This is a genomic window from Acidovorax sp. FW305-C-20-28 (assembly GCF_058783375.1).
Window position 1 is genome coordinate 71676 of sequence record NZ_JBYSYM010000012.1, and the last position, 24990, is coordinate 96665.

A 24990-nucleotide genomic window follows, 5' to 3' on the forward strand; every position below is an offset into this window, starting at 1 on the left:
GTTTATTCGATGATCAGCTTGCCGATCAGGGCCTCGACGAAGGGCTGCTCCTTGCGGTCGCGCTCGTAGCTCGCCTGGTAGGCCGCATTGATGTCTGCCGCCAGCTCCGTGATGGTCATCTTGGAGGCCTTCTCGAGCGGGTAGGTCGACAGCGCCGAGACCGCCACGCTGCGCAGCAGCGGCAGGTGCTCCTTCACGATGCGCTCCTTCTCCGCCGGGGCCTTGAACACCAGGTCCACCGCGAGGTAGTGCGCCATCGGTTCCCCCGCCTGGCCGCGCAGCATCACGATCACCTTGTCCAGGCTGATGTACTTGTATTCCTGCTTGTCGTAGACCGGCTTGGCGGGCGCCTGCGCGGTGTCGTCGGCCGGTGCGCGGCCCTTGAGCCACCACCAGGCGCCGCCTCCGCCCAGGCCGGCCATGGCCAGCGCCAGCAGAGAGAAAACAATGAGTTGCCGTGTCTTGGTCATGGGATCAGCCCGGGAAGGTCATGGGTTCAAACGCCTGTGGCACCTGGCCGCGTTCGGCTTCAGCCAGGGCCTGACCCGGGCCCTGGGCATCGGGGGCGTCGTCCCGGGCCTGGCGGCCGCGGCCGTCGTGCTCGCGCGGTGCGTGCTGGGCGATCGTGACCGTGACGTCGCCGGTCTGGCGTGTGGCCAGGTCGCCGCGCAGGCTGTCGCTGATGGCCTGCAGCTGGCGCACCACATCGCTGTGCGTGGCGCTCAGGTGGATCTGCAGGCCGGCGCCATCGCGGCGCACGCTGATCTCGAGCTGGCCTTGCATGGGCGGGTCGAGGCGGATCTGGGCGCGCTCCGTACCGCGCCGGATCTGCCAGTGGATGCGTTCGCCCAGGGCCTCGACCAGGTCGGTGGCCGTGGAGCCTTCGGCGCGTGCGCTCGGCGCCGCGGCGGGCGTGGACGGGAGGGGCGCGGCCAGGCCATCGGCCGGCGCGGGCGCCCATGCCGCCGTGGAGGCTTCGCGCGAGGCCGTGGTGGCGGCAGCCAGTACCTTCTCCAGCGGTGCCGCCACGGCCTCTATCGGGCTGGCCGTCGTGGCTGGCACCTGTGCCGCTGCGGTCTGCGGGGCAGCGGCGGGCTGTGGCGAAACTGCTTGCGGTGCCGTAGACGCTTGCAGCAGGGCGGCGGCAAAGGCGGGTAACGCCTCTTGCACCGGGGCAGGGGCCGCGAGCGGGGTCGCCAGGGCTGCTGCGGGCGTGAAGGACGTGGAGGGCGTAGAGGAGGGCACCACGGAGGCCGGGGACATGGCCGCGGCGACATCCGGGGAGGCCACCGCATTCAGCAGGGCCAGGCCATGCGGCTGGAAGGCCGGGGTGCTTGCGATGGGGGCGAACAACGGGGTCAGCAGCGCAGCCGCCGGCAGGTCCGCGGATGGCGGCTGCTCATCGGGCGCCTCGGCCAGGCTGTCGCCAGCGGGGAATTCGGCCACAGGGATGGGCAGGGCCAGCGGGGGCACTGGCGCGGCGGGCGCGCTGCCGGCCTGCAGCGGCAGGGCGGCCCACAGGGCGGGTTGGGCGGTCTGCTGCAGGGCCTGGAAGAACGCTGCGCCCGCGGGCATGCCCGGGGCCGGTGTTCCCGGTGCGGCGGGCAGCAGGGCCTGGGGGGCGGCGGCGGAGGGCAGCGGCAGGGTGCCGGGCAAGGCCTGGGTCAGGGAAAGGCTCATGTCGTGGACTCGTTCATCTCGCCGTGGGCGGCATAGGCCATCCAGCCGTCCTTGTGGGCACGCAGTTCCTCCAGAGCGCGCTGCAGCTGTTCGGTGGCGGTGTTGCACAGGGCATGGGCCTGCTGGTGGGCCTGCTGCAGCTCGCGCAGGGCCTGGCGTTCGGCGGGCGCGCGCACCTGGTCCGCAGCCAGCGGGGCGAGCAGGGCCGCGAGCTCGCGGCTGGTGTGGGCCAGCGCGTCCCAGTCGCGCGCCAGGCTGCCTTCGCGCAGGCGCCGGGCCAGCGCGAGCATGTGCCGGGGATCAGCCATGGGCGGCCTGCACGTTCTGCCAGCCATTGCGGATGGTGGTGAGCAGGCCCACCACTTCGTCGACCATCTCGGCCTGCAGCTCCAGGCCGGCCTTGTGCAGGCGCCAGGCACAGTATTCGTAGAGGCGGCCCAGGTTGGCCACGACCTCGCCGCCGCTGTCGAAGTCCAGCGCGCTGGACAGGCCGTTGAGGATGTCCACGCACTTGTCCAGGCTGCGCGCCTTGAGCTCGTAGCGCCGCCCCTCGATGTGGCCCCGCGCGCGCGCCAGCTCTTCGAGCAGGCCGTCCATGAGGATCATGACGAGCTGCACGGGCGAAGCGTTGGCGGTTTGCGCGTTCAGGTTGACGGCGTGGTAGCTGCGGTAGGCGTCGTAGTCCATGGAGGGGTGGGGGCGCGGTCAGGCCGCCCCGAGGTTGCTGAGCAGGCTGCTGTTGTCGCCCATGAGCGACTGCAGGTTCTGCAGTTGGGTGAATTGCGCGAGGTAGCGCTTGTAGGCCATGTCGTACTGGTTATCCAGGCGGGTCTGGCGCGCCGTGAGGCCCCGTTGCTGGGTATCGAGCGAGGCCTTGCGCTGCTGGATATGGCCCTTGCTGGTGTCGGTCCAGCCCTTGACGGCGTCGTTCAGGGCGCCCAGCACGCCGCTGGAGCCGCTCAGGCTGGTGTTGCCCAACAGTTTGTCCAGGCCTTCGGGATGGGCGGCCAGGGTTTTTTGCAGCTTGGTGCTGTCCAGCGACATGTTGCCGCTGCGGTCCGTGCTGATGCCGAACTGGGACAGGCTCATGCCGCCATGGCTCTGGCGCAGCACCGAACTCATGCGGTCGCGCAGCGCGCGCAGGCCGGAATCGGACGCAAAGGCCGCCCGGGTGCTGCCGTCTGCGCCCAGGGCCGTGAGCTCGTCCAGGGTCTTTTCGAGCGCGTTGTAGGCATCGACGAACTTCTGCACATTGGCCGTGGTGCCGCTGTCGTCGTTGCCCACCGTCACGACCAGCGGGCTGTCGGCCGGCTGCATGGCTTTGGTCAGTGTCAGTGTGACGCCGTCGATGGCCGTCACCGTGTTGGATGCCTGCTGCAGCCGGGTGCCGGTGGTCGCGTCGCCGAACAGGTAGACCACCGCATCGCGGGCGGGCGAGAGCTCCTTGGCGGTGGACAGGGCCGTCTTGAGGGTGCTGGCAGGCAGCCCGCTGGTGTCCAGCGTGATGCGGCCGGCCTCGCCGGTCTTGCCGGACGACAGCACGAGCTGGGTCTTGCCGTCCACGGTCGCCGTGGCGGCCGTCACCTTGCCCTGGTTGTCGTTTGCCTGGTTGATGGCGCGGGCGATTTCGGTCTGAGAGATGGTGCCATCGTTGTCGGTGTCGGCCTGGGTCAGGGCCACGGTGAAGTCCGTGCCGTCCTGCAGCTTCACGACCAGGGGGCCGCCCAGCGAGACCGGTACGGCGGGCAGGTCCTCGAACGCGACCTGGTGCGGCGCGGCCACCTGCTGCACGAACACCGAATAATTGCCGGCCGGGGCCGATGCGCTGGCCGTGGCGCTGGCAAAGCCGGTGCTGCTCAGCGTGGTGGTGCGCTGCACCAGGCTCTTGCCGGTGCTGCCGGCCAGGCCGCCGAGGGCCGAGCTGAAGGCGCTCAGCGCCGATTGCAGCTTGGTCAGGGCCGTGCCGGTGGCCTGGGCGGCCTTGGTCTGCGATGTCAGCAGGCTCTGGGCGCGCGCGGTGTACGAGGTGGCCAGCTGGGTCGCCATCGTGCTGGGGGTGATGTCTGCCATGTCAGATTCCTCTCAAAACGGGTGAAAAAGGGCGGTCTGAGGCAGAAGGCGACACAAAGTCGCGCTTTATGAAATCGGTGCGGCAAGGGCTGGGGCTCATGCGGGCCTCCGCTGCCACATCAGGGTGGCCATCTCGTCCTGGCGTTTCTGTTCCTCGGCGTCCCGGGCCCGCTGCAGGTCCTGGCGCTGGCGTTCGAGCAACTGGTTCACCGATTCGTGCTGGCGCGAGGCGCTGGCCAGGGCCTGGCGTGCCACCGCCAGGTCGGCGTCGTGCAGGGCCAGGTCGTTGCGGTGCGTGTGCGCCAGCTGCATCACGCTGTGCTTGTAGTTGCCGCTGTTGAGGGCCGCCACCGCCAGGCCGGCGCCGCTGGCCCCCACATTGCGGGTCAGCGTGTCCAGGCGGTCCAGGTTGCGCTGGTAGCGCTCGCGCACGCGCTGCTTGCCGGCCACCTCGGCCTGCTGGCGCTCCACTTCGCGCTGGCGCAGCTCGGCCAGGCGGGCCAGGTTTGCGATGCTCTGCGCGGTCGCCGTCATGCCATCACCTCTTCGAGCCGGGCCAGGGTGTCGTGCAGGGGCGCGGCCTCGGCCGTGCCCTGGTGCAGAAAGGCCTCGATGCGCGGGTACAGCGCCACGGCCCGGTCGGTCACCGGGTCGGCGCCCGGCACATAGGCGCCCAGCGGCAGCATGTCGCGCACCTGGGCGTAGCGCGACAGCAGCTCCTTGAACTGGCGTGCGGCGCGCTGCTGCTCTGGCGTGCTGACCAGGGCCATGCAGCGGCTGATGGAGGCCGTGATGTCGATGGCCGGGTAGTGGCCGCGCTCCGCCAGGGCGCGCGAAAGCACGATATGGCCGTCCAGGATGGCGCGTGCCGTGTCCACCACGGGGTCCTGCTGGTCGTCGCCTTCGGCCAGCACGGTGTAGATGGCGCTCATGCTGCCCTGGGGGTTCTCGCCATTGCCTGCGCTCTCCACGAGCTGCGGCAGCAGGCTGAAGACCGAGGGCGGGTAGCCGCGCGTGGCCGGGGGCTCGCCCAGCGACAGCGCGACCTCGCGCCGGGCCATGGCGTAGCGCGTGAGCGAGTCCACGAGCAGCAGCACATGCTGGCCCTGGTCGCGGTAGTGCGCGGCGATCGTATGGCACAGCTCGGTGGCCTTGAGGCGCATCAGCGGGGATTCGTCGGCCGGTGCCACCACCACCACGGCGCGGGCCAGGCCGGCGGGGCCCAGCGAGCGCTCGATGAACTCGCGCACTTCGCGGCCGCGCTCGCCGATCAGGCCCACGACGACCACGTCGGCCACGGTCTGGCGTGTGATCAGGCCCAGCAGCACGCTCTTGCCCACACCGCTGCCGGCCATCAGGCCTACGCGCTGGCCCCGGCCCAGCGTGAGCAGGCCGTTGATGGCGCGCACGCCCACGTCCAGCGGCTGGTCCACAGGCCGCTTGCGCAGCGGGTTCACGTGCGGGGGGTGGGCGGGCAGGACATGCTCGCCGCCCAGGCGGCCCAGGCCGTCGATCGGTTCGCCCAGGCCGTTGACGATGCGCCCGAGCCAGCTCGGCCCGATCATCAGGTCCGAGCGGTCGGGAGCCGGCAGCACGCGGGCGCCCGTGGCCAGGCCCTCGGTCTTCTTGAAGGGCATGAGGTAGGACAGGTCCTCGCGAAAGCCCACGACCTGCGCGTCGATCCAGCCGCCTGCCGCGGTCTCGATGTGGCAGCGCTGGCCCGTGTGCAGCGCGCAGCCTGCGCTTTCCAGCAGCAGCCCCGATGCCCCCACGAGCCGTCCCGTGGGCGTGGCCACGGGCACGGCGCCCAGTTCCAGCTTGCGCAGCGCGGCGGCGATCATGGCGTGGCCTCGGCCGCGGCGGGCGCTGGTGCGTCGAGCAGCTGTGCGGACACCTGCTCCATCACGGCGGCCTGGCGCTGGCGGCAGCCGGCGTCGGCCTCGTGGTTGCCGGCATGCACATGGCATTCGCCGGGTTCGAGGCGTGGGTCGGGGCGCAGCTTCCAGCGCCGGGCGCCCTCGGGCTGCAGCTCGTGCAGGCGCTGGCATTCTTCGGGGTTCAGGTGCACCTGCACCTCTTCGTCGCTCACGCGCGGCAGGGTGGCCAGGGTCTCGTCGACCATGGCCAGCAGCTGCTGGGGTTGCAGGGCGAGTTCGCAGCGGATCACCTGGCGTGCCACCTTGGCCACCAGTTCCACCACTTCCTTGCGCATGGCGGCCTGGTAGTCGGCCTGCAGCTGCTGCAGCTGTTCGAGCGCTGCCTGCAGGGGCGCTCCGATCTGCGCGAGCCGGGCGCCGGCTTCCTCGCGGCCCTGGGCCGTGCCCTGGCTGCGGCCTTCTTCCAGGCCGGCCGCCAGGCCTTCCTGGTGGCCGCTGTGCCAGCCCGACTGCAGGCCCTCCTCGTAGCCCTTGGCCATGCCTTCCTGGAAGCCGTCGGCCACCAGGGACGCGTCGCCACCCGCGACCACCGGGGGGCGGTCGCGCAGCTGCGCCAGGGGCGGAAAGCGGTGCAGTCGCAGGTGCTGCTTCATTCGACGGTGGCTTCCGCGAACAGCTGGATCTGGATCTCGCCCGCATCGGCCAGGGCCTTGACCTGGGCCATGATCTCGCGGCGCGTCTGCTCCACGCGGCTCAGCGGCATGGGGCCGGCGCGGCGCAGCAGGTCCTCGAAGCTCTGGGCCTGGCGGCGCGGCATGGCGCGCAGGATGGCATCGCGCACCGAGGGCTCGGCACCCTTGAGCGCGATGGCCCATTGCTCGAGCGGGATGTCGTCGAGCAGGCGGATCAGCACGGCCTCGGTCTGGTTCGAGAGCATGAAGAAGTCGTACATGCGCACCTCGATGGCCGATACCACCTCGGGGTCGTGCGCGCGCAGCAGCTCGATCATGCTGCGCTTGTCGCCCGAGAGCCGGTTGATGATCTCCGCGACCTGGCGCGAGCCTTCGACGGTGGCGCTTTGCGTGCCCAGGTCGTCCAGGCAGCGCCCGACGATCTCTTCGAGCTCGATCAGCCATTCGCTCTCGATCTCCTGCAGCCGCGCCATGTTCAGCAGCACGTGGTCGCGGCTGGCTTCGGGCAGGGCCTCGATCACGGCGCTGGCCTGGGGGGGCGGCAGGAACGCCAGGAACACTGCCTGCATGCGCACATGCTCCTGGGCGATGCGCTCGGCCAGCCACTTGGGCGAGGCCCATTGCAGGCGCGCCATCTTGGGACGGATGGCGTCGCCGTAGATGCTGTTGAGCACGTTGCCCGCGATGTCGGCACCGAGCGCCAGGTCCAGCGAGCGCTTGAGGTAGGAGCGCGAGGCGCCGTGCACCCCGCTTTGCTCGCGGTAGTCGTCGAAGAAGCGCTGCATGGAGATGCGCACGGTCTCGACCTTGATGCCGCTCAGGCGCGACATGACCTGCGTGACCTCGAGCAGCTCCTCGCGCGAGAGACAGCGCAGCACGGCGGCGGCAGGCTCCTCGCCCATGCACAGCAGCACGATGGCGGCCTGCTCCAGCGGGCCGCTGGTGGTATCGCCCTGGGCAGCGATCGGGGGGTCAATTCGGGTGGCCATGTTTCTGAATCCACTGTTTCACGACTTCGGCCACGCGCTCGGGCTCCTTCTCGGCCAGCACGCGCAGGTGGCTCACCATCACATCCACGGGCGAGCCGGGGGGCGGCAGGTCGTAGTCTTCGAGCAGGGGCACCACGGGCATGGCGCCAGGGCCGGCCACCGCGGCAGGGCTGGCGACGGCGACGGCAGGCGCAGTGCCGCCCTCATCGAGCGGCACCACGGGCGTCAGGGCGGGCGCCTGGCCCAGGGCCAGCGGCGCCGGGGCTGCCAGGCGCTGCTGGGTGCTGCGCACCAGAGGACGCACGACGAAGAAAAAGGCCAGTACCGCTGCCAACAGGTAGACCAGCGGCATGCCCCAGTCGACGACGGTGTCGCGCTGCTGCCACCAGGGTTGCGGCGCAGGCGGGGCGCGGAAGGCCAGGGCCGAGACGATGAGCTGGTCGCCGCGCTCGGCATTGATGCCCAGGCCGTTGTGCAGGATCTTCTCGATGTGGGCCAGCTCGGGGGCGCTCCAGCCGGCGGTGGCGCCCTTGGGGGCGACGGCGGTGTTGAGCACCACCGACACGTGCAGCTTGCTCAGGCGGCTGCGGCTGCGCTTGATCTGCTTGATGCTGCGGTCGTAGGCGTACTGGCGCGTGGTGGCGTTCTTGCGGGCCGTGTTCGCGTTGGCGGCGTTCGGGTCGGCGGGCGGGGTTGCGGCCGGGTCGGAGTTGACGGGGCGGTTGCTCAGCGAGCCGGGCACGCCGATGGCGGCCAGGGCGCGGTCTTGCTCGTCGCGCACCGCCTCGGCGGTCACGCGCGGGTCGGTGCCGAATTTTTCCTGGGTTTCCTCGATGCGGTCCTCGTCCACCTCGGCGGTGACGCTGGCCTTGAAGTTGTCTTCGCCCAGCACGGGCGCGAGCAGCTCGCGGATGCTGCGCAGCGTGGCATCGCGGTGGCGCGCAGCGGCCTCGCCGCCGTTCAGGGCATCCAGGCCCTGGCTCAGGTCCACATGGGCCGAGAGCAGGTTGCCGCTCTGGTCCACCAGTTGCACGCGCTGGGGCGAGAGACTGGCCACGCTGCCCGCCACGAGGTTGACGACGGCGGCGATCTGCTCCGGGCCGAGGCGACGGCCGGGCTTGAGCGTGAGCATCACCGAGGCCGAGCTTTGCGTGCCATCGCTGATGACGAACGAGGTCGACTTGGCGATGGACAGGTGCACGCGGGCCGACTCCACGGCATCGAGCGCGCCGATGCTCTGCGCCAGCTCACCCTCCAGGCCGCGGCGAAAGCGCACGTCCTGCACGAACTGGCTCACGCCGAGCGGGTCGTTGCGGTCCATGAGCTCCAGGCCGGCGGGCAGCTTGGCGGTCACGCCCTTGGCGGCCAGCAGCATGCGCACCTTGCCCAGCGATTTCTCGGGCACCAGCACCTGGCCGCTTTCGGGATGGATGCGGTAGGGGATCTGCTCGGCTTCGAGCACCGACATCATGTCGGCCGCAGCCACCTTTTCGCGCGCACCGAACACCGGCTTGTACCCGGCCTCGGCGTTCCACAGGAACATCAGCACCACGGCCGTGAGGCCGGCGGCCAGCAGGACCAGGGGGGCGAGGTTTTTCACGAAGGCCGGCGCAAGGCGGGGCAGGCCGCCCGCGCGCAGGCGTTCCCAGCCGGATTTCAGGGTGGTGGCATTCACGCGAACGACTCCGGTGCGCTCTTACAGCGGCAGCTTGACCAGGTCTTCCATGGCGCCCATGACCTTGTTGCGCACCTGCATCAGCATGGAGAACGACAGGCTGGCTTCCTGGCTGGCGAGCATGGCGCCCACGAGGTCGTCGCTGGCGCCGCTGTCCACCTCGGCCATCTTCACCCCCGCATCGTGGTCTTGCTGGTTGACGGAGTGCACCGCCGCCATCATGCGGTCCGCAAAGCCGCCGGCCCCGGGGGCGGCGTCGGCGTCGCCCGTGGCTCCCAGGATCGGGGTCGGGGCGCTCAGGGTGCCCAGTGGGGCCTGGATCTGGCGCAGGTCGGCCTGGATCAGGGCAGCGGTGGCTTGGCTCATGGGGAATGCATCCTTGAAAAATCGCCGTGCAAACGGGCCTGCAGGTGGATGTCACCAGGCCAATGGTTGCAATTTGTTCTTCATTGTAAGTGAGATTTTACAAATGATGCGTAAAAATCATCAAAAAACCAACGATGCGAATTTTCTGGCTCTTTGTTGCGCTGCTTGCTCCCGGTTGAGGGGGTGTGTTTGAGAAATGGTGGCCTCATGGGGTCGCTTTTAAGGGTTTTCCATAGGAAAATGGTGCCAAGTTGGATGAATTGTTGATTTCTCAGTAGCATGTGTATCTGTTGCACATGGCTTCTCGCTCCGCAGGGGGCACAAAGGTGAGGGGCCGCCTGGAGCGGTGACGCAGCGATGCAGTACGGATTCGAGCTGGCGGTGGTGGGGGGGCTGGTCTTGGTGGCAGGCGGCTGGGGGATTTCCGTCTACCTGGGCCTGCGCAGGGCGCGCCTGGCGCTGGAGCAGGCGCAGCAGACGCTGGCTGAGCGCAATGAGTTCCTGGGCATGATGGCCCACGAGATGCTGACCCCGTTGCAGACGCTGATCAGCTCGGTCGAACTCATCGAGCTCAGCGGGCACCTGCCTTCGGACGACCAGGCGTTTCGCCGCCTGCGCCGCAGCGCCCAGCAGCTGGAGGCGCAGATGAACGACACGGTGGAGTTTGCGCGCCTGAGTGGCGGGCGGTTGAAGGTCTCGCCCATGCTGTTCCAGCCCGACCTGATGATGCGCATCATCGTCGCCGAATACGAGGAGGCGGCGCGCGAGCGCGGGGTGCGGCTCGAGGTGTGCGTGGATCCCGAGCCCTGTCCGCGGGTCATCACCGACCCCGCGCGGCTGCGCCAGATCATCACCAACCTGATTTCCAACAGCGTGAAGTACGCCAACCCGGGCGAGGTGCTGTGCTCGGTGCAGGTGCAGGAGGCGCCCGCCCAGGTCACCATCGCCGTGATGGACCGCGGGCCGGGCTTCGATGCTGCGGTCGATGTATGGGCGCCCTTCGTGCGTGGCAGCAAGACGCAGCAGGGCGCGGGCCTGGGCCTGGCGGTGGTCAAGCTCATGTCCGACCTGCTGCAGGGCACGGCCCGGGTGGTGAGCCGGGTGGGCGAGGGCACGGCCTTCATCGTGCAGATTCCGGTGGAGATCGAGCGCACCCAGGAGGTCCGGGCGGCGGTGCCGACGTCACGGCGCCAGCGCGTGCTGGTGGTCGACGACAACGACGATGTGCGCCAGGGCCTGCTGGCCATGCTGCAGGCCCTGGGGGCCCAGGCGGAGGGGGCTGCGAGCGTGGCCCGTGCCTTGCAGATGCTGCAGACCACCCGGTACGACGGCCTGGTGCTGGACCTGTGCCTGCACGATGGCAGCGGCTATGACGTGGCCCGTGCGGCGCGCCAGCCCGGGGGGCTGAACGTCGAAACGCCCATTGTGGCGCTGTCGGCCTACCACGAGAGCGATGCCGAGGGGGATCTGCTGCTGGCTGCGAAGTTCGAAAAACCGATTTCGGTGGCGCGCCTGCGCTCCGCCATGCAGCACTTCGCCTGAGCCGGCCCTAGCTGCTTTCGCCCAGAAGCTGCTTGACCTGGGAGATCAGGAGGGCCAGGCGAAAGGGCTTTTCGATCACCTGGATGCGCAGGGTCAGCGCCATGCGCGCAATCTCTTCCTCGGCCGCATTGCCCGAGGCGATCGCTCCGGTGGTCAGGATCAGCGGGGCGGTGGGCTGGGCGCGGCGGATGGCGCGCAGCGCATCGGCGGCGGTCTGGCCACCCAGCCACCAGTCCACGACATAGGCGTCGAACGGCGCAACGGCCGCCTCGTAGGACAGGTCCGCGGCCGAGGCGAAGGTGCTCGCATGGTAGCCCGAGCGCGTGAAGGCCTCCTGGAGGTTGGCGGCCAGGTCGGCGGAGTCCTCCAGGATGGCGATGCGTGGCAGTGGGCGTTGCAGGGGGGTGATGGACAGGTGCAGCACCCGGTGCCGCGGTGCCGTGGCCGGGGCGTCGGCATAGGCTTGCACGCGCCACTCGCTGCCATCGCGTGTGGCCACCAGCTCGCAATGCTCATGGGGGCCGAGTTCGGTGCCCAGGGTGGCCATGCAGGCCAGGCTGCGTGCGCCCATCTGCATCTGGGCAGCCACGGCATCTGCGGATTCGCGCTGCGCCTGGCTGGGCTGGTTGCTCAGCGGGGTGCTGACATCCACCTGGAAGTACTGGGCCAGGGCCAGCAGGTCGGCGCTGGAGAAGGAGCCGTCCTGGAACTTGCGGAACGCGCCCGAACGCGACAGGCCCAGGATGACCGCCAGCTGGGAGGAATGCTTGTGCCGCGGCCAGCCCTGCGCACTGAAGAAGGCGTGCAGGCGGCGCGAGATGACGCTGGTGGGTTGCTGCTCCTCGCCGGCGAAGTCGCCGGCGGCTGGGTCGTGCGGATCGGAATGCTTGGGCTCGATCATGGTGTTTTGCCTTGGGTGCAGCAAATTGGCGACAAAAAGTAACGACTTCTTAAGAAGCGATCCCAAAACTGGACAATTTTGTTTCTGCCTGTAAAATGTTGCGTAAATTGCACTCAAATGCGCAAACAGGTCGGAAGGGGCCATGCTCCGTCCGACCTGCTGCTGTTCTGGATGCAGACCAATATAGCCCAACTGGCCGGGTCAAGGCCGTAATCGTTGTCCTACACGCAGCATTGTTCAACTCTCATCGGTTTGGCTTGATATGACGCAATCCGCGCAGTACTCGGCTGCGCTCCATCCCGTCCTGGACGCACGCACCCTGGGGCGGCCGGTGCACCTGCTGGCGCCGTTTGCGCGCAAGTTCGGTGCCGACCTGTCGGACCTGCTGCGCCAGGGCATGAACCGGCGCTATGGCACGCGCCTGGCCGTAGCCGAGGCGCGCATGGCGCACCGCCCTGCCAGCCCGTCACCACGCTGGCAGGTGTATGGCCTGGCGCAGGGGCGCATGGGGGTGGCGGTGGAGCGCGAGCTGCTGTTGCGCCTGCTGCACTGCCGCTATGGCGTGGGCAGCGGCGCGGTGCTGGATCCGGCGACCATTCCCTTCACGGCCACCGAGGACCGGCTGGCGCGCCGGCTCGGCGAGGACCTCGTGGCGGCCCTGGCGCAGCGTGTGCAGGCCGGCCTGGCGGCGCTGGCCATGGGGCCGCAGCCGGACAGCGAAGGCGACGCTGCGGTGCAATGGCTGGCGCAATCGCGCGATGCCGTGGGGGCCTGGTCGCTCGTGCTGACCGTGGAGGAGCCCGGCTGGGGCCTGCGCTCCGAAGTGCAGATCGGTCTGGACGACGCCTGGATGGAGCGCCTGCTGGCCCAGCTGACCACCGGCCGCTCCCAGGCCCGGCGCGAGCGCCTGCATGCCGAAACCCGCCCGCTGGCGGGGCGCATTCCCCTGCGCCTGTCGGCGCGCCTGCTGCGCCGGCGCATGACGCTGGGCGAGGTGATGGACCTGCGCCCGGGCGATGTGATTCCGGTCAGCTTCCAGACGGCCGATGTCCTGATCAAGGATTCGCGCCTGTTCACCGCCACGGTGGCAGAGCACAAGGGTGGGCTGTGGCTCACCGCATTCAACGACGCAGCCTGACGCTGGCGAGCTACTCCCATGAGCCAAGACAACCCCGGATTCGACACCCTGCTGGACGAGCTTCCTCCCCACCTCGCGGACGAGGACCTGCCGCTGGCCGAGGCCCCTGTGGCCGCGCCGCAGCGCCCGCGCCGCGATTTCGCGCAGATGCTGCGCAAGATCCCGGTCACGCTGACGCTGGAGGTGGGCTCGGCCGACATCACGCTCGACCAGGTCATGGCCCTGCAGCACGACAGTGTGGTGGAGCTCGATGCCGTGGCGGGCACGCCGCTCGTGATCAAGGTCAACGGCACGCCGATCGGCCGTGCCGAGGTGGTGGTCGCCGGCGAGAACTACGGCCTGCGCGTGATCGAGCTGGCCGATCTGGACCTGCTGTCGATCGACGCTCCGAACTGAGCCGGAGCACCTTGCCATGACCTTGCGACGAACGGCCGGATGGGCCGCTGTGGTCCTGCTCGCCCTGGCGCTGGGCGGGGCGGATACGGCCTGGGCCGCCAACACGGTGCCGCTGATCAGCGTGGGGGCCAAGGGGGCCCAGACCGAGTTCACCGTGAAGACGCAGGTCCTGGTCATCATGACGCTGCTCGGGCTGCTGCCCGTGCTGATGCTGATGATGACCAGCTTCGTGCGCTTCGTGATCATCCTGTCGCTGCTGCGCCAGGCCCTGGGGTTGCAGCAGGGCCTGCCCAACCGCATCGTGACGGGCGTGGCGCTGATCCTGACCCTGCTCGTGATGCGGCCCGTGGGCGAGAACATCTGGACCAATGCCTTCGTGCCCTATGACCAGGACAAGATCGGCCTGGAGCTCGCACTGAAACGCGCCGAGGAGCCGCTCTCGCGCTTCATGCTCGCGCAGACCAGCAAGAGCGCGCTGCAGCAGATCTCGGGCCTGGCCGGCGAGGCCCCGGTGGCCGAGCCCGCGCAACATGCCTTCACCGTGAAGCTCGCGGCCTTCGTGCTCAGCGAGCTCAAGACCGCCTTCCAGGTGGGCTGCATGCTGTTCATACCGTTCATGGTGGTCGACCTTGTCGTGGCCTCGGTGCTCATGGCCATGGGCATGATGATGCTGTCGCCGCTCGTGATCTCGCTGCCGCTCAAGCTGCTGCTGTTCGTGCTGGTGGACGGCTGGACGCTGACCGTGAACACGTTGATTACCAGTGTGCGGGCGTATTGATGGACTCCCCCCTGAGTCGCTTCGCGCCATCCCCCCAGAGGGGGGACGCCCCCAGTGCGGCGGGGCGGCCCTTGCACGGGGGCGCTGGCGTCGGCCGCGCCGGTCTCATTGCGCGTGGACCATGCGTCGCTGAAATTCCGGGAGGGAGCCCATGCTGACGCCTGAAATCGCGGTCGATCTGGTCAGTGAGAGCCTGCACCTGGTGATGCTGCTGGTGGCGGTGCTGGTCGTGCCGGGGTTGATCGTGGGGCTGATCGTGGGGATCTTCCAGGCCGCCACGCAGATCAATGAGCAGACGCTGAGCTTTCTGCCGCGCCTCCTGGTCACGCTGCTGGCGGTGATTGTCGGCGGCCGCTGGATGGCGGGGCTGTTGATGGATTTCTGCGTGGAGATCTTTCAGCGCGCCGCCACGCTGGTGGGTTAGCTGCGCGGGTCTGCCATGGACGCTGTCTTTCCCGGCCTGCTGGCCCAGCTGCTGGCCCTGTGGTGGCCGTTCTGCCGCGCCATGGCGCTGCTCAGTGCCGCGCCCATCCTGGGCGATGGCAGCGTGCCCGTGACGCTGCGGCTGCTGTTGTCCCTGGTGCTGGCCGTGGTGTTGATGCCCGTGGCGCGGCCGGTGGTGGAGATCGATCCGCTGTCGCTGCACGCGGTGGTGGCCACCATCGAGCAGGCGGCCATCGGTGGCCTGCTGGGGCTGGCGCTGCACTTCACCACCTCGGTGATCATGGTGCTGGGCTACCTGGTGTCGAGCCAGATGGGCTTGTCGATGGCCACCATGAACGACCCGCTGTCGGGCATTTCCTCGGACGTGGTGTCCAGCCTGCTGTCGGTGCTCGGCATGCTGGTGTTCTTCTCCATGGACGGCCACCTGCTCGTCACGCAGGTGATGGGCGCGAGCTTCCAGCAGTGGCCTGTGGGTGGGGGCATCCATGTGCCGGCCCTGCGCACGGTGGCGTTCAATGTGGCCTGGGTGTTCTCGGCGGCCTTGCTGCTGGCCCTGCCGGTGGTGCTGGCGACCTTCGTGGTGCAGCTGGGTTTCGGCTTTCTCGCGCGCGTGGCGCCGACCCTGAACCTGTTCGCCCTCGGGTTCTCCGTGGTGACCTTGTTCGGCCTGGTCATGCTGGCACTGCTGGTGCGCTACCTGCCCGAGCACTACCTGCGCATGACCACCCAGGTCCTCGAGATGCTGCGCCTGAGCATGCTGGAGCGCCGCTGATGGCCGAATCCTCCAGCGGCGACAAGACCGAAAAGCCTTCGGCGCAGAAGCTCAGAAAGGCCCGCGAGCAGGGCCAGGCCGCCCGCTCCAAGGACCTGGTGACCGCCGTGGGCATCGTGGCCAGCCTGTACCTGCTGGTCTGGCTGATGCCGGGCTACCTGCAGGACTTCCGCCAGATCTTCCACTACAGTCTGGCCCACCTGGAGGGCGACGGCGCGCTGGACAACGCCTGGTCCATGCTCTTTCTGGCGGCAGCGCTGCTGGTGCTCAAGCTCGTGGCGCCGTTCGCACTCATGCCGCTGTTGCTGCTGCTGGCCTCCCTGGTCCCGGGGGGCTGGGTGTTTTCATCGGAGAACCTGCTGCCCAAGTTCAGCCGGCTCAATCCGCTGGCCAACCTGGGGCGTTTGTTCGGTGGCAAGCACCTGGCGGGGGTGGTGGCGTCGGTGCTCAAGGCCGCCTTGCTGTCGGCCGTGCTCTGGTACCTGTGCACCCGCACGGCCGCCGACTACCTGCGCCTGCAGGGCATGGCCCTGGGCGATGCCCTCGCGCAGGGCTGGGACATGGCGCTCTCCGGCGTGTTCGCCATGGCCCTGGTGTTCGTGCTGTTCGGCCTGATCGACCTGCCCGTGCAGGTGTTCTTCTTTCTGCGTGGCCAGCGCATGAGCAAGCAGGACCAGAAGGAGGAACACAAGAGCAACGAGGGCCGCCCCGAGGTCAAGCAGCGCATCCGCCAGTTGCAACGCCAGCTGTCGCGGCGCAGCGTGCGCTCGGCCGTGCCCACGGCCGATGTGGTCATCGTCAACCCCGAGCACTATGCCGTGGCCTTGAAGTACGACGAGCGCCGCGCCCAGGCGCCCTTCGTGGTCGCCAAGGGGGTGGACGAGATGGCGCTGTTCATCCGCGAGGTGGCGCGCGAGCACCGCGTGGAGGTGGTGAGCATGCCGCCGCTGGCGCGCGCCGTCTACCACACCAGCCAGGTGCACCAGCAGATCCCGATCCCGCTGTACACGGCCGTGGCCCTGGTGCTGAACTATGTACTGCAGCTCAAGGCCTTCAAGGCCGGCCAGCGCCCCCATGAGCCCCGCCCGCCCACCGACGTGGCCGTGCCCACCCATCTGTCGACCCCCGATTCGCCATGAACTTCCTGCCGCCTGCACTGCGCGACCTGCTGCGCCGCTACAGCTTTGCCTCGCCCCTGATGCTGCTGGCCTTGCTGGCCATGATCATCCTGCCGCTGCCGCCAGCGCTGCTGGATGTGCTGTTCACGTTCAACATCGTGCTGGCCATCGTGGTGATACTGATCAGCGTCTCGGTCAGCCGGCCGCTGGAGTTCTCCACCTTCCCGACCATCATCCTGGGCACCACGCTGATGCGCCTGGCGCTCAACGTCGCGTCCACGCGCGTGGTGCTGCTGCACGGCCATGAGGGCACGCACGCGGCGGGCCAGGTGATCGAGGCCTTCGGCAATGTGGTGATCGGCGGCAACTTCGTGGTCGGCCTGGTGGTGTTCGTCATCCTGATGATCATCAACTTCGTGGTCGTGACCAAGGGCTCGGAGCGCATCTCCGAGGTCTCGGCGCGCTTCACGCTCGATGCACTGCCAGGCAAGCAGATGGCCATCGACGCCGACCTGAACGCCGGCCTCATCAACCAGGAAAAAGCCCAGGCGCGCCGGCGCGAGGTCGGCATGGAGGCCGACTTCTACGGGGCCATGGACGGTGCCTCCAAGTTCGTGCGCGGCGACGCCATCGCGGGCATCCTGATCCTGTTCATCAACATGATCGGGGGCGTGGCCATCGGCGCGCTGATGCACGACCTGTCGTTCGGCGACGCCTTCCGCCAGTATGCGCTGCTGACCATCGGCGACGGCCTGGTGGCGCAGATCCCGGCGCTGCTGTTGTCGGCGGCGGCGGCCATCATCGTCACGCGCGTGAGCGACTCGGGCGACTTCGAGAGCCAGGTCAGCGGCCAACTGCTGGCTTCACCCCAGGCGCTGTACAGCGCGGCCGTGATCATGGCCGCGCTGGGCCTGATCCCGGGCATGCCCTGGTTCAGCTTCCTGGGGTTCGCGGCGGTGCTGGCCTTCGTGGGTTGGCGCCAGTCCCGGCGCGCGCCGCGGCCCCTGCCGGCCACCGACGCCCAGGCCCTGAGCGCGACCCTGGCCACGGCCGAGCCTCCGGCCGACATCGACTGGCGCAGCCTGCCTGTGGTGGAGCCGCTGGCCGTGGCCCTGGGCTACCGCCTCGTGGGCCTGATCGACAAGGCCCAGGGGGCGCCCCTGCTCAAGCGCGTCAAGGGCGTGCGCCAGACGCAGAGCGAGTCCCTGGGCCTGCTGCTGCCTGCTGTGGCCGTGCGCGATGACCTCAGCATCAAGCCCTCGCAGTACGTGATCCAGTTGCGCGGCACGCCCGTGGCCCGCGCCGAGGTGCCGGCCGACCGGCTCATGGCCATACCCTCACCCCAGCTCTACGGCGAGGTGGATGGCGAACCTGGCGTGGACCCGGCCTATGGCATGCCCGTGGTCTGGATCAAGCCCGACGACAAGGCGCATGCCCTGGGCCTGGGCTACCAGGTGGTGGATATTCCCAGCGTTGTCGCCACCCACCTGGGCAAGGTGGTGCGCGAGAACCTGCCCGAGCTGTTCGGCCACGAGGACGTGGTGGAGCTCATGGAGCGCCTCACGGCGCTGGCGCCCCGGCTGGCCGAGGCGCTGACCAAGGCCATGACGCATGTCCAACTGCTCAAGGTGCTGCGCGTGCTGCTGACCGAGAACGTCTCGCTCAAGGACATCGTGCCCATCGCCACCACCTTGCTCGACACCGTGGACACCACAAAGGACCCCATCCTCATGGCGGCCGAGGTGCGCTGTACCTTGCGCCGCCAGATTGTCGAAGGCCTGAGCGGACCGCGCCCCGAGCTCAAGGTCTTCAACCTCACGAGCGAGCTCGAGAACATGCTGCTGGGCGCGCTCAACCAGGCGCGCCAGGGCGGCGCCAAGGTGGCGCTGGACAACTACGCCATCGACCCGAACCTGCTGTCGCAGCTGCAGGCCCACATGCCGCTGGCGCGCGACCAGATGAAGCAGCAGACCACGCCGCCGCTGCTGCTCGTCATGCCCCAGGTGCGGCCGCTGCTGGCGCGCTATGCACGGCTGTTCGCGCCGGGGCTGGCCGTGCTGTCGTACAACGAGATCCCCGAGAACCGCGACATCAGCATCATCGGAACGGTGGGCTGAGCGCATTCAGCACCTCGGCCGCGGCCCGGAACAGGCCGGGCGGCAGGGCCAGGTCGGCCGGCCCCCACTGTGGTGCCGATGCCGGCAGCGGCGCCATGGCTGCGAGCGGCTGCTGGTGCAGCACCTGCCAGTGCAGCAGGCGCAGGTGGGAGCGGGCCAGCGAGGCCGCTGCCAGCGTGGCGCGGCTTTGCAGCAGCGGCACGGCATCGGCCGCGCTGGCGCACAGCACCGCGGCCGCGGCGGTGCCCAGCAGTTCCAGGTCCACGCGCACCGTGCCCAGGCCGGGCAGGTCGAGTTCCAGGCACAGCCGCTGGGCCGGGTTCCTGCGCGGACCAGAGGGGCGCGCGCGCGCCGGCGCGGGCCAGAACGTGAGCCACACCCCGGGCCACAGCAGGGTGTGGAACACCAGCAGGCCCTGCAGGGCCTGCTGGGCCTGGGTGGGTAGCTCACTGGCCAGGGCCATGGCATCGGAGCGCTGCGGCAGCAGTGCCGCTGAGGACGTTTGTGCAAGGCTGGCCTGCCGCCAGTGCGCGAGCACCAGGTTGCGCCACTGCGCGGCCAGCACCGGCACCTGCAGCGGCGCCAGCAGCAGGCGGTGGATGCCAGCCTGGTCGGGGAGCAGGGCGGGCGTCGGGGTCTGTGAGCGGGCCCCAGCATCGCTGCCGCCGCGGGCCGTTGCCACGGATGGGGCCATGCCCTCCTCGGCAGGGCCGAGCACGGCCAGCTCCAGTTGCGGCGTGGTGGCCACCACACGCACCAGCAGCAGTTGCCCAGGCTCCCAGCGCTGGCCCGCGAGGGCCGAGGCCGGGATCTGGACGGGCTGGCCCTCGGGCCCGCGGGCCAGCAGGCCGCCATCGAAGGCGGCCGTGACGCGCAGGCGCAGCAGGGGCTCCACCGGGTCGAGCCGCGAGAGGGCGGTGGTGGCCGTGGCCGGGAAGGCGGTGCCAGGGCGCGCTGCCAGCGCCCGCCCCGGGGCACCCGCTGGTACGGGGCTGCTGCCCAGTCGCTCCAAAGCCATGCGATGCTCCCGTCACCCAGGGGTGAATGCCAAAAAAAAACCAACCGCATGCGGTTGGCTGGTGCGGGCCGGCCCGAAGGCCTGCCCGGGTGCTGCAAGAGCGCCTTATTGCAGCAGCGACAGGGCCAGCTGCGACATGCTGTTGGACTGCTTGAGCATGCTGGTGCTGGCTTGCATCAGCATCTGCTTGGTGGTCATGTTGGCCGATTCCGAGGCGTAGTCCACATCCAGGATACGGCCCTTGGCGGCTTCGGTGTTCTGGGTCATGTTGGACAGGTTGTTGTACACATGGTCCAGGCGGTTGGCGGCGGCACCCATGGCCGAACGCAGCGTGCCCACAGCGGCCGAGGCGGTGTCTGCCAGGGCGATGACGCCGTTGCCGGCGGCGGTGATGTCGCCACCCTTGAGGGCGGTGATGGCCGTGGCCAGGGCGGTCATCGAGGCGCTGGCATCGAAGGCATAGGTTTCCGCGCCCGAAGCACCGATCTGGAAGGTCGCTGCAGCAGCGAAGGTGCCGCCGGTCAGCAGGGCCTGGCCACCGAACTTGGTGTTGGTCATGATGCTGTCGATTTCAGCGGCCAGGGCGTCGAATTCGGCGTCCATGGCGGTCTTGTCGGCGGCGCTGGAGGTGGCGTTGGACGCTTCCGTGGCCAGATCCTTCATGCGCAGCATCATGTTGTTGACTTCGTCCAGCGCGCCTTCGGCGGTCTGCAGCATGGAGATGCCGTTTTGCGTGTTGCGCTGGGCCACGGCCATGCCGCGGGTCTGGGCGTTCAGGCGGGTGGCGATCTGCAGGCCGGCGGCGTCGTCCATGGCCGAGTTCACGCGGAAGCCGGTGGACAGGCGCGTCATCGAGGTGGACAGGGCCTTGTTGGTCGAGCCCGAAACTGCCTGGGCGGAGAGGGAAGCCGAATTCGTGTGCAGGCTAAGCATGTCAGTTAACTCCTGGTTTGGTAGGTTACAGGCAGCGTTTTGTCGCCCGTACCTCCACAAGGCGGAGGGGCCGCACGAAAACTTAAATGGCGGGCGAAAAAAAACCGCCCGAAGGCGGTTGCGGCAGCGCAGGCCCGGCACCACGGCCGGTGCGCCGCCTGCTTCACCCGGCGCTCCTGCCGATCAGGTAGGCGGTGCTTTGCAGCCCGAGCACGGTCAGCGCCAGCGAGCCCAGCACATGCAGCCCCGCCGTGCCCAGCGCCAGGGCATAGCGCTGCTGCACCAGCATGGCCACGACCTCGGCCGAAAAGCTCGAGAACGTGGTGAGCCCGCCCAGGAAGCCCGTGACCAGCGCCAGCCGCCAGGCCGGATCGAGCTGCGGCAGGGCCTGGAACACCGCCACGCACACGCCGATGAGGTAGCCGCCGATCAGATTGGCCGCCAGCGTGCCCCAGGGCAGCACCGAGCCCGCCGTGGAAAGCCACAGGCCCAGCCGCCAACGCGCCAGCGCGCCCAGGCTGGCGCCAATGCAGATGGCCGCGACTGCGAGCATGGTGTGTTCTCTCTGTGTTGATGTGGCCGCCATTTTGGCGCATCAGCAACCGCGCTCGAAAATGGCGCGGCCGTTACCAACGCTCCCGCGCAAGGGCCGCCCCGCCGCGCTGGGAGCGTCCCCCTCCCGACGCGCGCAGCGGGGCGGGAGAGGGGGCTGAGTGCCGCGGCTCCAAGCCTGCCTGCGCAGGCTTGGACGGCAACGAAGGGCGGCCGCCTCTGGCGGACGCGCCGAGGCGCGCAGCGCCTCAGGGGGGCTACTTTTCCTTCCCCATGACCAGGTCCGGCAGGATGGTCACGATCTGCGGGAACGCCGTGATGATCGCGATGCAGACCACCAGGCACAGGAAGAAGGGAATGGCGGCGCGGGCAATCGTGTTGCTGTCCTTGCCGGTCATGTTCTGCAGCACGAAGAGGTTGAAGCCCACGGGCGGCGTGACCTCGGCGATCTCGACCAGCAGCACGATGAAGATGCCGAACCAGATCAGGTCGAAGCCGGCCTGCTGGATCATGGGCAGCACCACGGCGCTGGTCAGCACGATCATGCTGATGCCGTCCAGGGCCGTGCCCAGCACCAGGTAGACCACCACCAGCACGCTGATCAGTGCGAAGGGCGACAGGTGCATGGCGTTCACCCACTCGGCCAGCTCGCGCGGGATGCCGGTGAAGGCCATGGTCTTGGTCAGGAAGGCGGCGCCGGCCAGGATGAACATGATCATGCAACTGGTGCGCGTGGTGCCCATCAGCCCGTCCTTGAAGTTCTGCCAGGTCAGCGATCGGCTCCAGAGCGCCAGGCCCAGCGAGCCCAGAACGCCGAAGGCCGCGCACTCGGTGGCCGTGGCATAGCCGGTGACCAGCACCACCACGATGAACACGATGAGCAGGCCCACGGGGATCAGGTTGCCCGACTTGCGGATCTTCTCGCGCAGCGTGGAAGGCGGGTCGGCCGCGGGCACCTTGTCGGGGTTGCGCAGGCTCCACCAGCCGATGTAGCCCGAGAACAGCAGCATCAGCAGAATGCCCGGCAGAAAGCCCGCCAGGAAGATGCGGATGATGGAGGCATCGGCCGCCACCGCGTACACCACCATGGTGATGGACGGCGGGATCAGGATGCCCAGGGTGCCGGCCGTGGCCAGCGAGCCCAGGGCCAGCTTCTCGTCGTAGCCGCGCTTCATGAGCTCGGGCAGCGCCACTTTGCTGATGGTGGCACAGGTGGCGGCCGACGAGCCCGACACCGAGCCGAAGATGCCGCAGCCCAGGATGGTGGTGTGCATGAGCCGGCCCGGCACACGGTTGAGCCAGGGGCGCAGGCCCTCGAACATCTCTTCGGACAGCTTGGTGCGAAACAGGATCTCGCCCATCCAGATGAACAGCGGCAGGGCCGCGAGCTCCCAGCTGGCATTGCTCTCCCAGAAGGCCGAGAACAGGTTCTTGGCCGGCTGCGTGGAGGTGAAGAAGGCCTGGCCCACCCAGCCGCAGATGGCCAGGGTCATGGCGATCCAGACGCCGCCGGACAGCAGCACCAGCATCAGCAGCAGCAGGATGCCGCCCACCATCAGAATATCCATGTCATGCTTTCTTGGGGCCGCAGCATGGCTGGCGGCCTGTTGTTGTTATGGGTGGCGGGGTTCAGATGTCGGAGGAGAAGTCGCCCTTGGCGTGGCGCTCTTCGACGGCGCGCACGAAAGTAGGTACGCCGCCGCGCAGCACGATGATGAACTCGTCGACCACGGCCACCCACAGCAGGATGGAGCCGAGCGCAAAGCTCAGCTGCGGAATCCACAGCGGCATGGGCAGCAGGCCCTGGGAGATGTCGTTGAACTCCCAGCTCTCGTAGGTGTAGCTGCAGGCTGCCCACATGAGGTAGCCCACGGCCACCGAGCCAATGGCCAGCGACACGACCTCGAGCTGGCGGCAGCGCCGGGGCGGCAGCTTTTCCAGCAGCAGCGTGACGCGCACGAAGTCGCCGTGCTTGAAGGCATGGGCCATGGCCAGGAAGGCGGCGGCCGCGCAGAACCAGGCCACGATGTCGTTGATGGCCCCGGTGCGCAGGCCCAGCTCGCGCATGATGCTCTGCGCCACCATGAGCACGCAGATCAGCACGATGAAGCCGGCGCCCACGGCACCGGCGCCCAGGTAGATGCGGTCGAGCCAGCGGCGCAGCATCGTCACTTCTTGGCCGGCGCGGCGGCCGGCGCGCTCTTGCGGTAGGCCGTGATGATGGCCTCGCCATCGGGGCCGGCCTTCTTGAGCCAGTCGGCCAGCATGATTTCGCCGACCTGGCGCATGTCGGCCATGAGCTTGGGCGCCGGGGTGACGATCTTCATGCCCTTCTCGGCCAGGGCCTTCTTGTACCACTCGGTCTTTTCGGCGCTGACCTTCCAGCCGCGCGTCTCGGCTTCGGCCGATGCCTTGAGCAGGGCGTCCTGGCTGGGCTTGTCCAGCGCGTCGAAGGCCTTCTTGTTCACGATGACGGCGTTCTTGGGCAGCCAGGCCTGGGTGTCGTGGAACAGCTTGATGCTTTCGTAGATCTTGCTGTCATAGCCGGTGGAGCCCGAGGTCATGGTGGCTTCCACCACGCCGGTGGCCAGGGCCTGCGACAGCTCTGCGGCCTGGATGGTCACGGGCTGGGCACCGATCAGCTCGGCGATCTTGGCGGTGGCGGGGCTGTAGGCGCGCCACTTGATGCCACGCAGGTCGGCCACCGAGCCCAGTTCCTTCTTGGCGTAGATGCCCTGCGGTGGCCAGGCCACGGCATACAGCAGCTTCATGCCCTGGGTGCCCAGCAGCTTGTCCAGCGAGGCCTTCTGGGCGTCGTAAAGGCGCTTGGAATCGGCGTACGAGGTGGCCAGGAAGGGGATGCCGTCCACGCCGTACAGCGGGTTCTCGTTCTCGAAGTTGCCCAGCAGGATCTCGCCCGCGGGGGCCTGGCCGCCCTGCACGGCGCGCTTGATCTCGTTGGCCTTGAAGAGCGAGGCATTGGCATGCACGGTGATCTTGAGCTTGCCTGCGGTGGCCGTGTCCACGTCCTTGGCGAACTGCACCAGGTTCTCGGTGTGGAAGTTGCTGACCGGGTAGGCGGCTGCCAGGTCCCATTTGGTCTGGGCCATGGAGGTGGCGCTGAAACCGAGGGCCAGGGCCAGGCCGATGGCCGTGGCGGGGAAGATTCGACGCTTCATGGAGTGCTCCGCAGGTGGAAAAGGCGTGGGTGGAGAAGTCAGACGACTGTATCGAAAACAACTCGTTACCGCATAGGTGTTTTGCCTGAACGTTGACAAATTGCCAACAAATCATCGGTGACTTGCCTACAATTGCCGCATGCACATCCCGTGCCAGTTCTGACTTCTTGCAAGGGCATCTTCCATGAAACCTGCGGCCAGTGCCAAGCGCGATTCCGGGCCCATCGTGTCCTCCGCGCACCTGGTGTCGGCCCAGAGTGCCGAGATGAGCGAGTTCGAGTTCGGTCTCATCGTCGCGGGCAATGCCTTCCACCGCTGGGTGGTGCACTGCATGGCGGCCGCGGGCCTGCGCGACCTCACGCCGCTGGACGTGGTGGTGCTGCACCACGTGACGCACCGGGCGCGCGACAAGCGCCTGGCCGACATCTGCTTCATCATGAATGTGGAAGACACCCACCTCGTGAACTACGCCCTGAAGAAGCTGCAGAACCTGGGCGTGGTGGCTTCCCAGAAGAACGGCAAGGAAGTGACCTATGCGGCCACCGACGTGGGCCGCGCCTACGTGCAGCGCTACCGCGAGATCCGCGAGCGCTGCCTGATCGATGCCCTGCACGCCGACGATGCGCTGAACCGCGACATCGGCGAACTGGCCCGTTTGCTGCGAGTGCTTTCGGGCATGTACGACCAGGCGGCGCGCTCGGCCGCCTCCCTGTGACGGGTTGCCGCCCCTTCCATTGGCCTCCTCTCTTTTAC

27 protein-coding genes are annotated in these 24990 nt (G+C 68.7%); 9 read left to right on the forward strand and 18 right to left on the reverse strand.

All coding sequences use genetic code 11. From position 1 onward, the window contains the following. Positions 1-2: 2 nt before the first annotated feature. From AC3WOH_RS15410 to fliE, 11 genes are all read right to left on the reverse strand, one after another. Positions 3-470, reverse strand: a complete 468-nt coding sequence (locus AC3WOH_RS15410) for a flagellar basal body-associated FliL family protein (RefSeq protein WP_492230166.1) — start codon at positions 468-470, stop codon at positions 3-5. A 4-nt stretch (positions 471-474) separates the two neighbouring features. After that, the gene (locus AC3WOH_RS15415; RefSeq protein ID WP_492230167.1) at positions 475-1680 is read right to left on the reverse strand and encodes a flagellar hook-length control protein FliK; all 1206 of its coding nucleotides are present in this window, start codon (positions 1678-1680) and stop codon (positions 475-477) included. Continuing rightward, a complete protein-coding gene (locus AC3WOH_RS15420) occupies positions 1677-1988 on the reverse strand; it encodes a hypothetical protein (RefSeq protein ID WP_492230168.1) in 312 nt (103 codons plus the stop codon). Before AC3WOH_RS15420 ends, AC3WOH_RS15415 begins: the two co-directional genes overlap by 4 nt. Continuing rightward, positions 1981-2367 (reverse strand): flagellar export chaperone FliS, encoded by a 387-nt coding sequence (gene fliS, locus AC3WOH_RS15425; RefSeq protein ID WP_184862668.1) that lies wholly within the window; start codon positions 2365-2367, stop codon positions 1981-1983. The genes AC3WOH_RS15420 and fliS overlap by 8 nt, the downstream gene beginning before the upstream one ends. Positions 2368-2385: 18 nt before the next feature. Further along, complete coding sequence (gene fliD / locus AC3WOH_RS15430; RefSeq protein WP_492230169.1) at positions 2386-3750, reverse strand: flagellar filament capping protein FliD; 1365 nt, start codon at positions 3748-3750, stop codon at positions 2386-2388. A 96-nt stretch (positions 3751-3846) separates the two neighbouring features. Continuing rightward, the gene (locus tag AC3WOH_RS15435; protein WP_492230170.1) at positions 3847-4284 is read right to left on the reverse strand and encodes a flagellar FliJ family protein; all 438 of its coding nucleotides are present in this window, start codon (positions 4282-4284) and stop codon (positions 3847-3849) included. Further along, positions 4281-5591: a flagellar protein export ATPase FliI gene (gene fliI / locus AC3WOH_RS15440; protein WP_492230171.1), complete on the reverse strand. Its 1311-nt coding sequence runs from the start codon at positions 5589-5591 to the stop codon at positions 4281-4283. Before fliI ends, AC3WOH_RS15435 begins: the two co-directional genes overlap by 4 nt. Continuing rightward, positions 5588-6280 (reverse strand): flagellar assembly protein FliH, encoded by a 693-nt coding sequence (gene fliH / locus AC3WOH_RS15445; RefSeq protein WP_492230172.1) that lies wholly within the window; start codon positions 6278-6280, stop codon positions 5588-5590. Before fliH ends, fliI begins: the two co-directional genes overlap by 4 nt. Beyond that, positions 6277-7308 (reverse strand): flagellar motor switch protein FliG, encoded by a 1032-nt coding sequence (locus AC3WOH_RS15450; protein ID WP_492230173.1) that lies wholly within the window; start codon positions 7306-7308, stop codon positions 6277-6279. The genes fliH and AC3WOH_RS15450 overlap by 4 nt, the downstream gene beginning before the upstream one ends. Beyond that, on the reverse strand, positions 7292-8983 hold the full coding sequence (fliF, locus tag AC3WOH_RS15455; RefSeq protein ID WP_492230174.1) for a flagellar basal-body MS-ring/collar protein FliF: 1692 nt from the start codon (positions 8981-8983) through the stop codon (positions 7292-7294). Before fliF ends, AC3WOH_RS15450 begins: the two co-directional genes overlap by 17 nt. Before the next feature lie 21 nt (positions 8984-9004). Then, on the reverse strand, positions 9005-9349 hold the full coding sequence (fliE, locus tag AC3WOH_RS15460; RefSeq protein WP_492230175.1) for a flagellar hook-basal body complex protein FliE: 345 nt from the start codon (positions 9347-9349) through the stop codon (positions 9005-9007). 357 nt (positions 9350-9706) lie between these two features. On the opposite strand from fliE, the gene AC3WOH_RS15465 reads away from it, so the two are divergent. Further along, the gene (locus tag AC3WOH_RS15465; RefSeq protein WP_492230176.1) at positions 9707-10891 is read left to right on the forward strand and encodes a sensor histidine kinase; all 1185 of its coding nucleotides are present in this window, start codon (positions 9707-9709) and stop codon (positions 10889-10891) included. A gap of 7 nt (positions 10892-10898) precedes the next feature. Here the strand turns inward: AC3WOH_RS15465 and AC3WOH_RS15470 are convergent, their stop codons facing one another. Further along, the gene (locus AC3WOH_RS15470) at positions 10899-11792 is read right to left on the reverse strand and encodes a helix-turn-helix domain-containing protein (RefSeq protein ID WP_492230177.1); all 894 of its coding nucleotides are present in this window, start codon (positions 11790-11792) and stop codon (positions 10899-10901) included. 262 nt (positions 11793-12054) lie between these two features. On the opposite strand from AC3WOH_RS15470, the gene AC3WOH_RS15475 reads away from it, so the two are divergent. The 7 genes from AC3WOH_RS15475 (at position 12055) to AC3WOH_RS15505 (ending at position 18555) form a co-directional block, all read left to right on the forward strand. Then, on the forward strand, positions 12055-12930 hold the full coding sequence (locus AC3WOH_RS15475; protein ID WP_492230178.1) for a FliM/FliN family flagellar motor switch protein: 876 nt from the start codon (positions 12055-12057) through the stop codon (positions 12928-12930). Between the two features lie 18 nt (positions 12931-12948). Beyond that, complete coding sequence (locus AC3WOH_RS15480) at positions 12949-13326, forward strand: FliM/FliN family flagellar motor switch protein (RefSeq protein ID WP_492230179.1); 378 nt, start codon at positions 12949-12951, stop codon at positions 13324-13326. Positions 13327-13342: 16 nt separating this feature from the next. Further along, entirely contained in the window at positions 13343-14104 is a 762-nt protein-coding gene (gene fliP, locus AC3WOH_RS15485; RefSeq protein WP_492230180.1) for a flagellar type III secretion system pore protein FliP, read from the forward strand. A gap of 151 nt (positions 14105-14255) precedes the next feature. Then, complete coding sequence (gene fliQ, locus AC3WOH_RS15490) at positions 14256-14528, forward strand: flagellar biosynthesis protein FliQ (protein WP_311773861.1); 273 nt, start codon at positions 14256-14258, stop codon at positions 14526-14528. Positions 14529-14543: 15 nt separating this feature from the next. Continuing rightward, a complete protein-coding gene (gene fliR, locus AC3WOH_RS15495) occupies positions 14544-15320 on the forward strand; it encodes a flagellar biosynthetic protein FliR (protein WP_184862691.1) in 777 nt (258 codons plus the stop codon). Next, a complete protein-coding gene (gene flhB, locus AC3WOH_RS15500; RefSeq protein WP_492230181.1) occupies positions 15320-16459 on the forward strand; it encodes a flagellar type III secretion system protein FlhB in 1140 nt (379 codons plus the stop codon). Before fliR ends, flhB begins: the two co-directional genes overlap by 1 nt. Further along, positions 16456-18555 (forward strand): flagellar biosynthesis protein FlhA, encoded by a 2100-nt coding sequence (locus AC3WOH_RS15505; protein ID WP_492230182.1) that lies wholly within the window; start codon positions 16456-16458, stop codon positions 18553-18555. Before flhB ends, AC3WOH_RS15505 begins: the two co-directional genes overlap by 4 nt. Here the strand turns inward: AC3WOH_RS15505 and AC3WOH_RS15510 are convergent. The 6 genes from AC3WOH_RS15510 to AC3WOH_RS15535 form a co-directional block, all read right to left on the reverse strand. Then, a complete protein-coding gene (locus AC3WOH_RS15510) occupies positions 18536-19573 on the reverse strand; it encodes a hypothetical protein (protein WP_492230183.1) in 1038 nt (345 codons plus the stop codon). The genes AC3WOH_RS15505 and AC3WOH_RS15510 overlap by 20 nt on opposite strands. Before the next feature lie 105 nt (positions 19574-19678). Further along, entirely contained in the window at positions 19679-20506 is an 828-nt protein-coding gene (locus AC3WOH_RS15515; RefSeq protein WP_184862699.1) for a flagellin N-terminal helical domain-containing protein, read from the reverse strand. Between the two features lie 163 nt (positions 20507-20669). Continuing rightward, entirely contained in the window at positions 20670-21059 is a 390-nt protein-coding gene (gene crcB, locus AC3WOH_RS15520) for a fluoride efflux transporter CrcB (protein ID WP_492230184.1), read from the reverse strand. Positions 21060-21315: 256 nt separating this feature from the next. Then, the gene (locus AC3WOH_RS15525) at positions 21316-22626 is read right to left on the reverse strand and encodes a TRAP transporter large permease (RefSeq protein WP_492230185.1); all 1311 of its coding nucleotides are present in this window, start codon (positions 22624-22626) and stop codon (positions 21316-21318) included. 61 nt (positions 22627-22687) lie between these two features. After that, a complete protein-coding gene (locus AC3WOH_RS15530) occupies positions 22688-23224 on the reverse strand; it encodes a TRAP transporter small permease (protein ID WP_184862706.1) in 537 nt (178 codons plus the stop codon). A 2-nt stretch (positions 23225-23226) separates the two neighbouring features. Further along, positions 23227-24237 (reverse strand): TRAP transporter substrate-binding protein, encoded by a 1011-nt coding sequence (locus AC3WOH_RS15535; protein WP_184862707.1) that lies wholly within the window; start codon positions 24235-24237, stop codon positions 23227-23229. A gap of 184 nt (positions 24238-24421) precedes the next feature. On the opposite strand from AC3WOH_RS15535, the gene AC3WOH_RS15540 reads away from it, so the two are divergent. Next, a complete protein-coding gene (locus AC3WOH_RS15540) occupies positions 24422-24952 on the forward strand; it encodes a winged helix DNA-binding protein (protein WP_492230186.1) in 531 nt (176 codons plus the stop codon). The last annotated feature ends 38 nt before the right edge of the window (positions 24953-24990 follow it).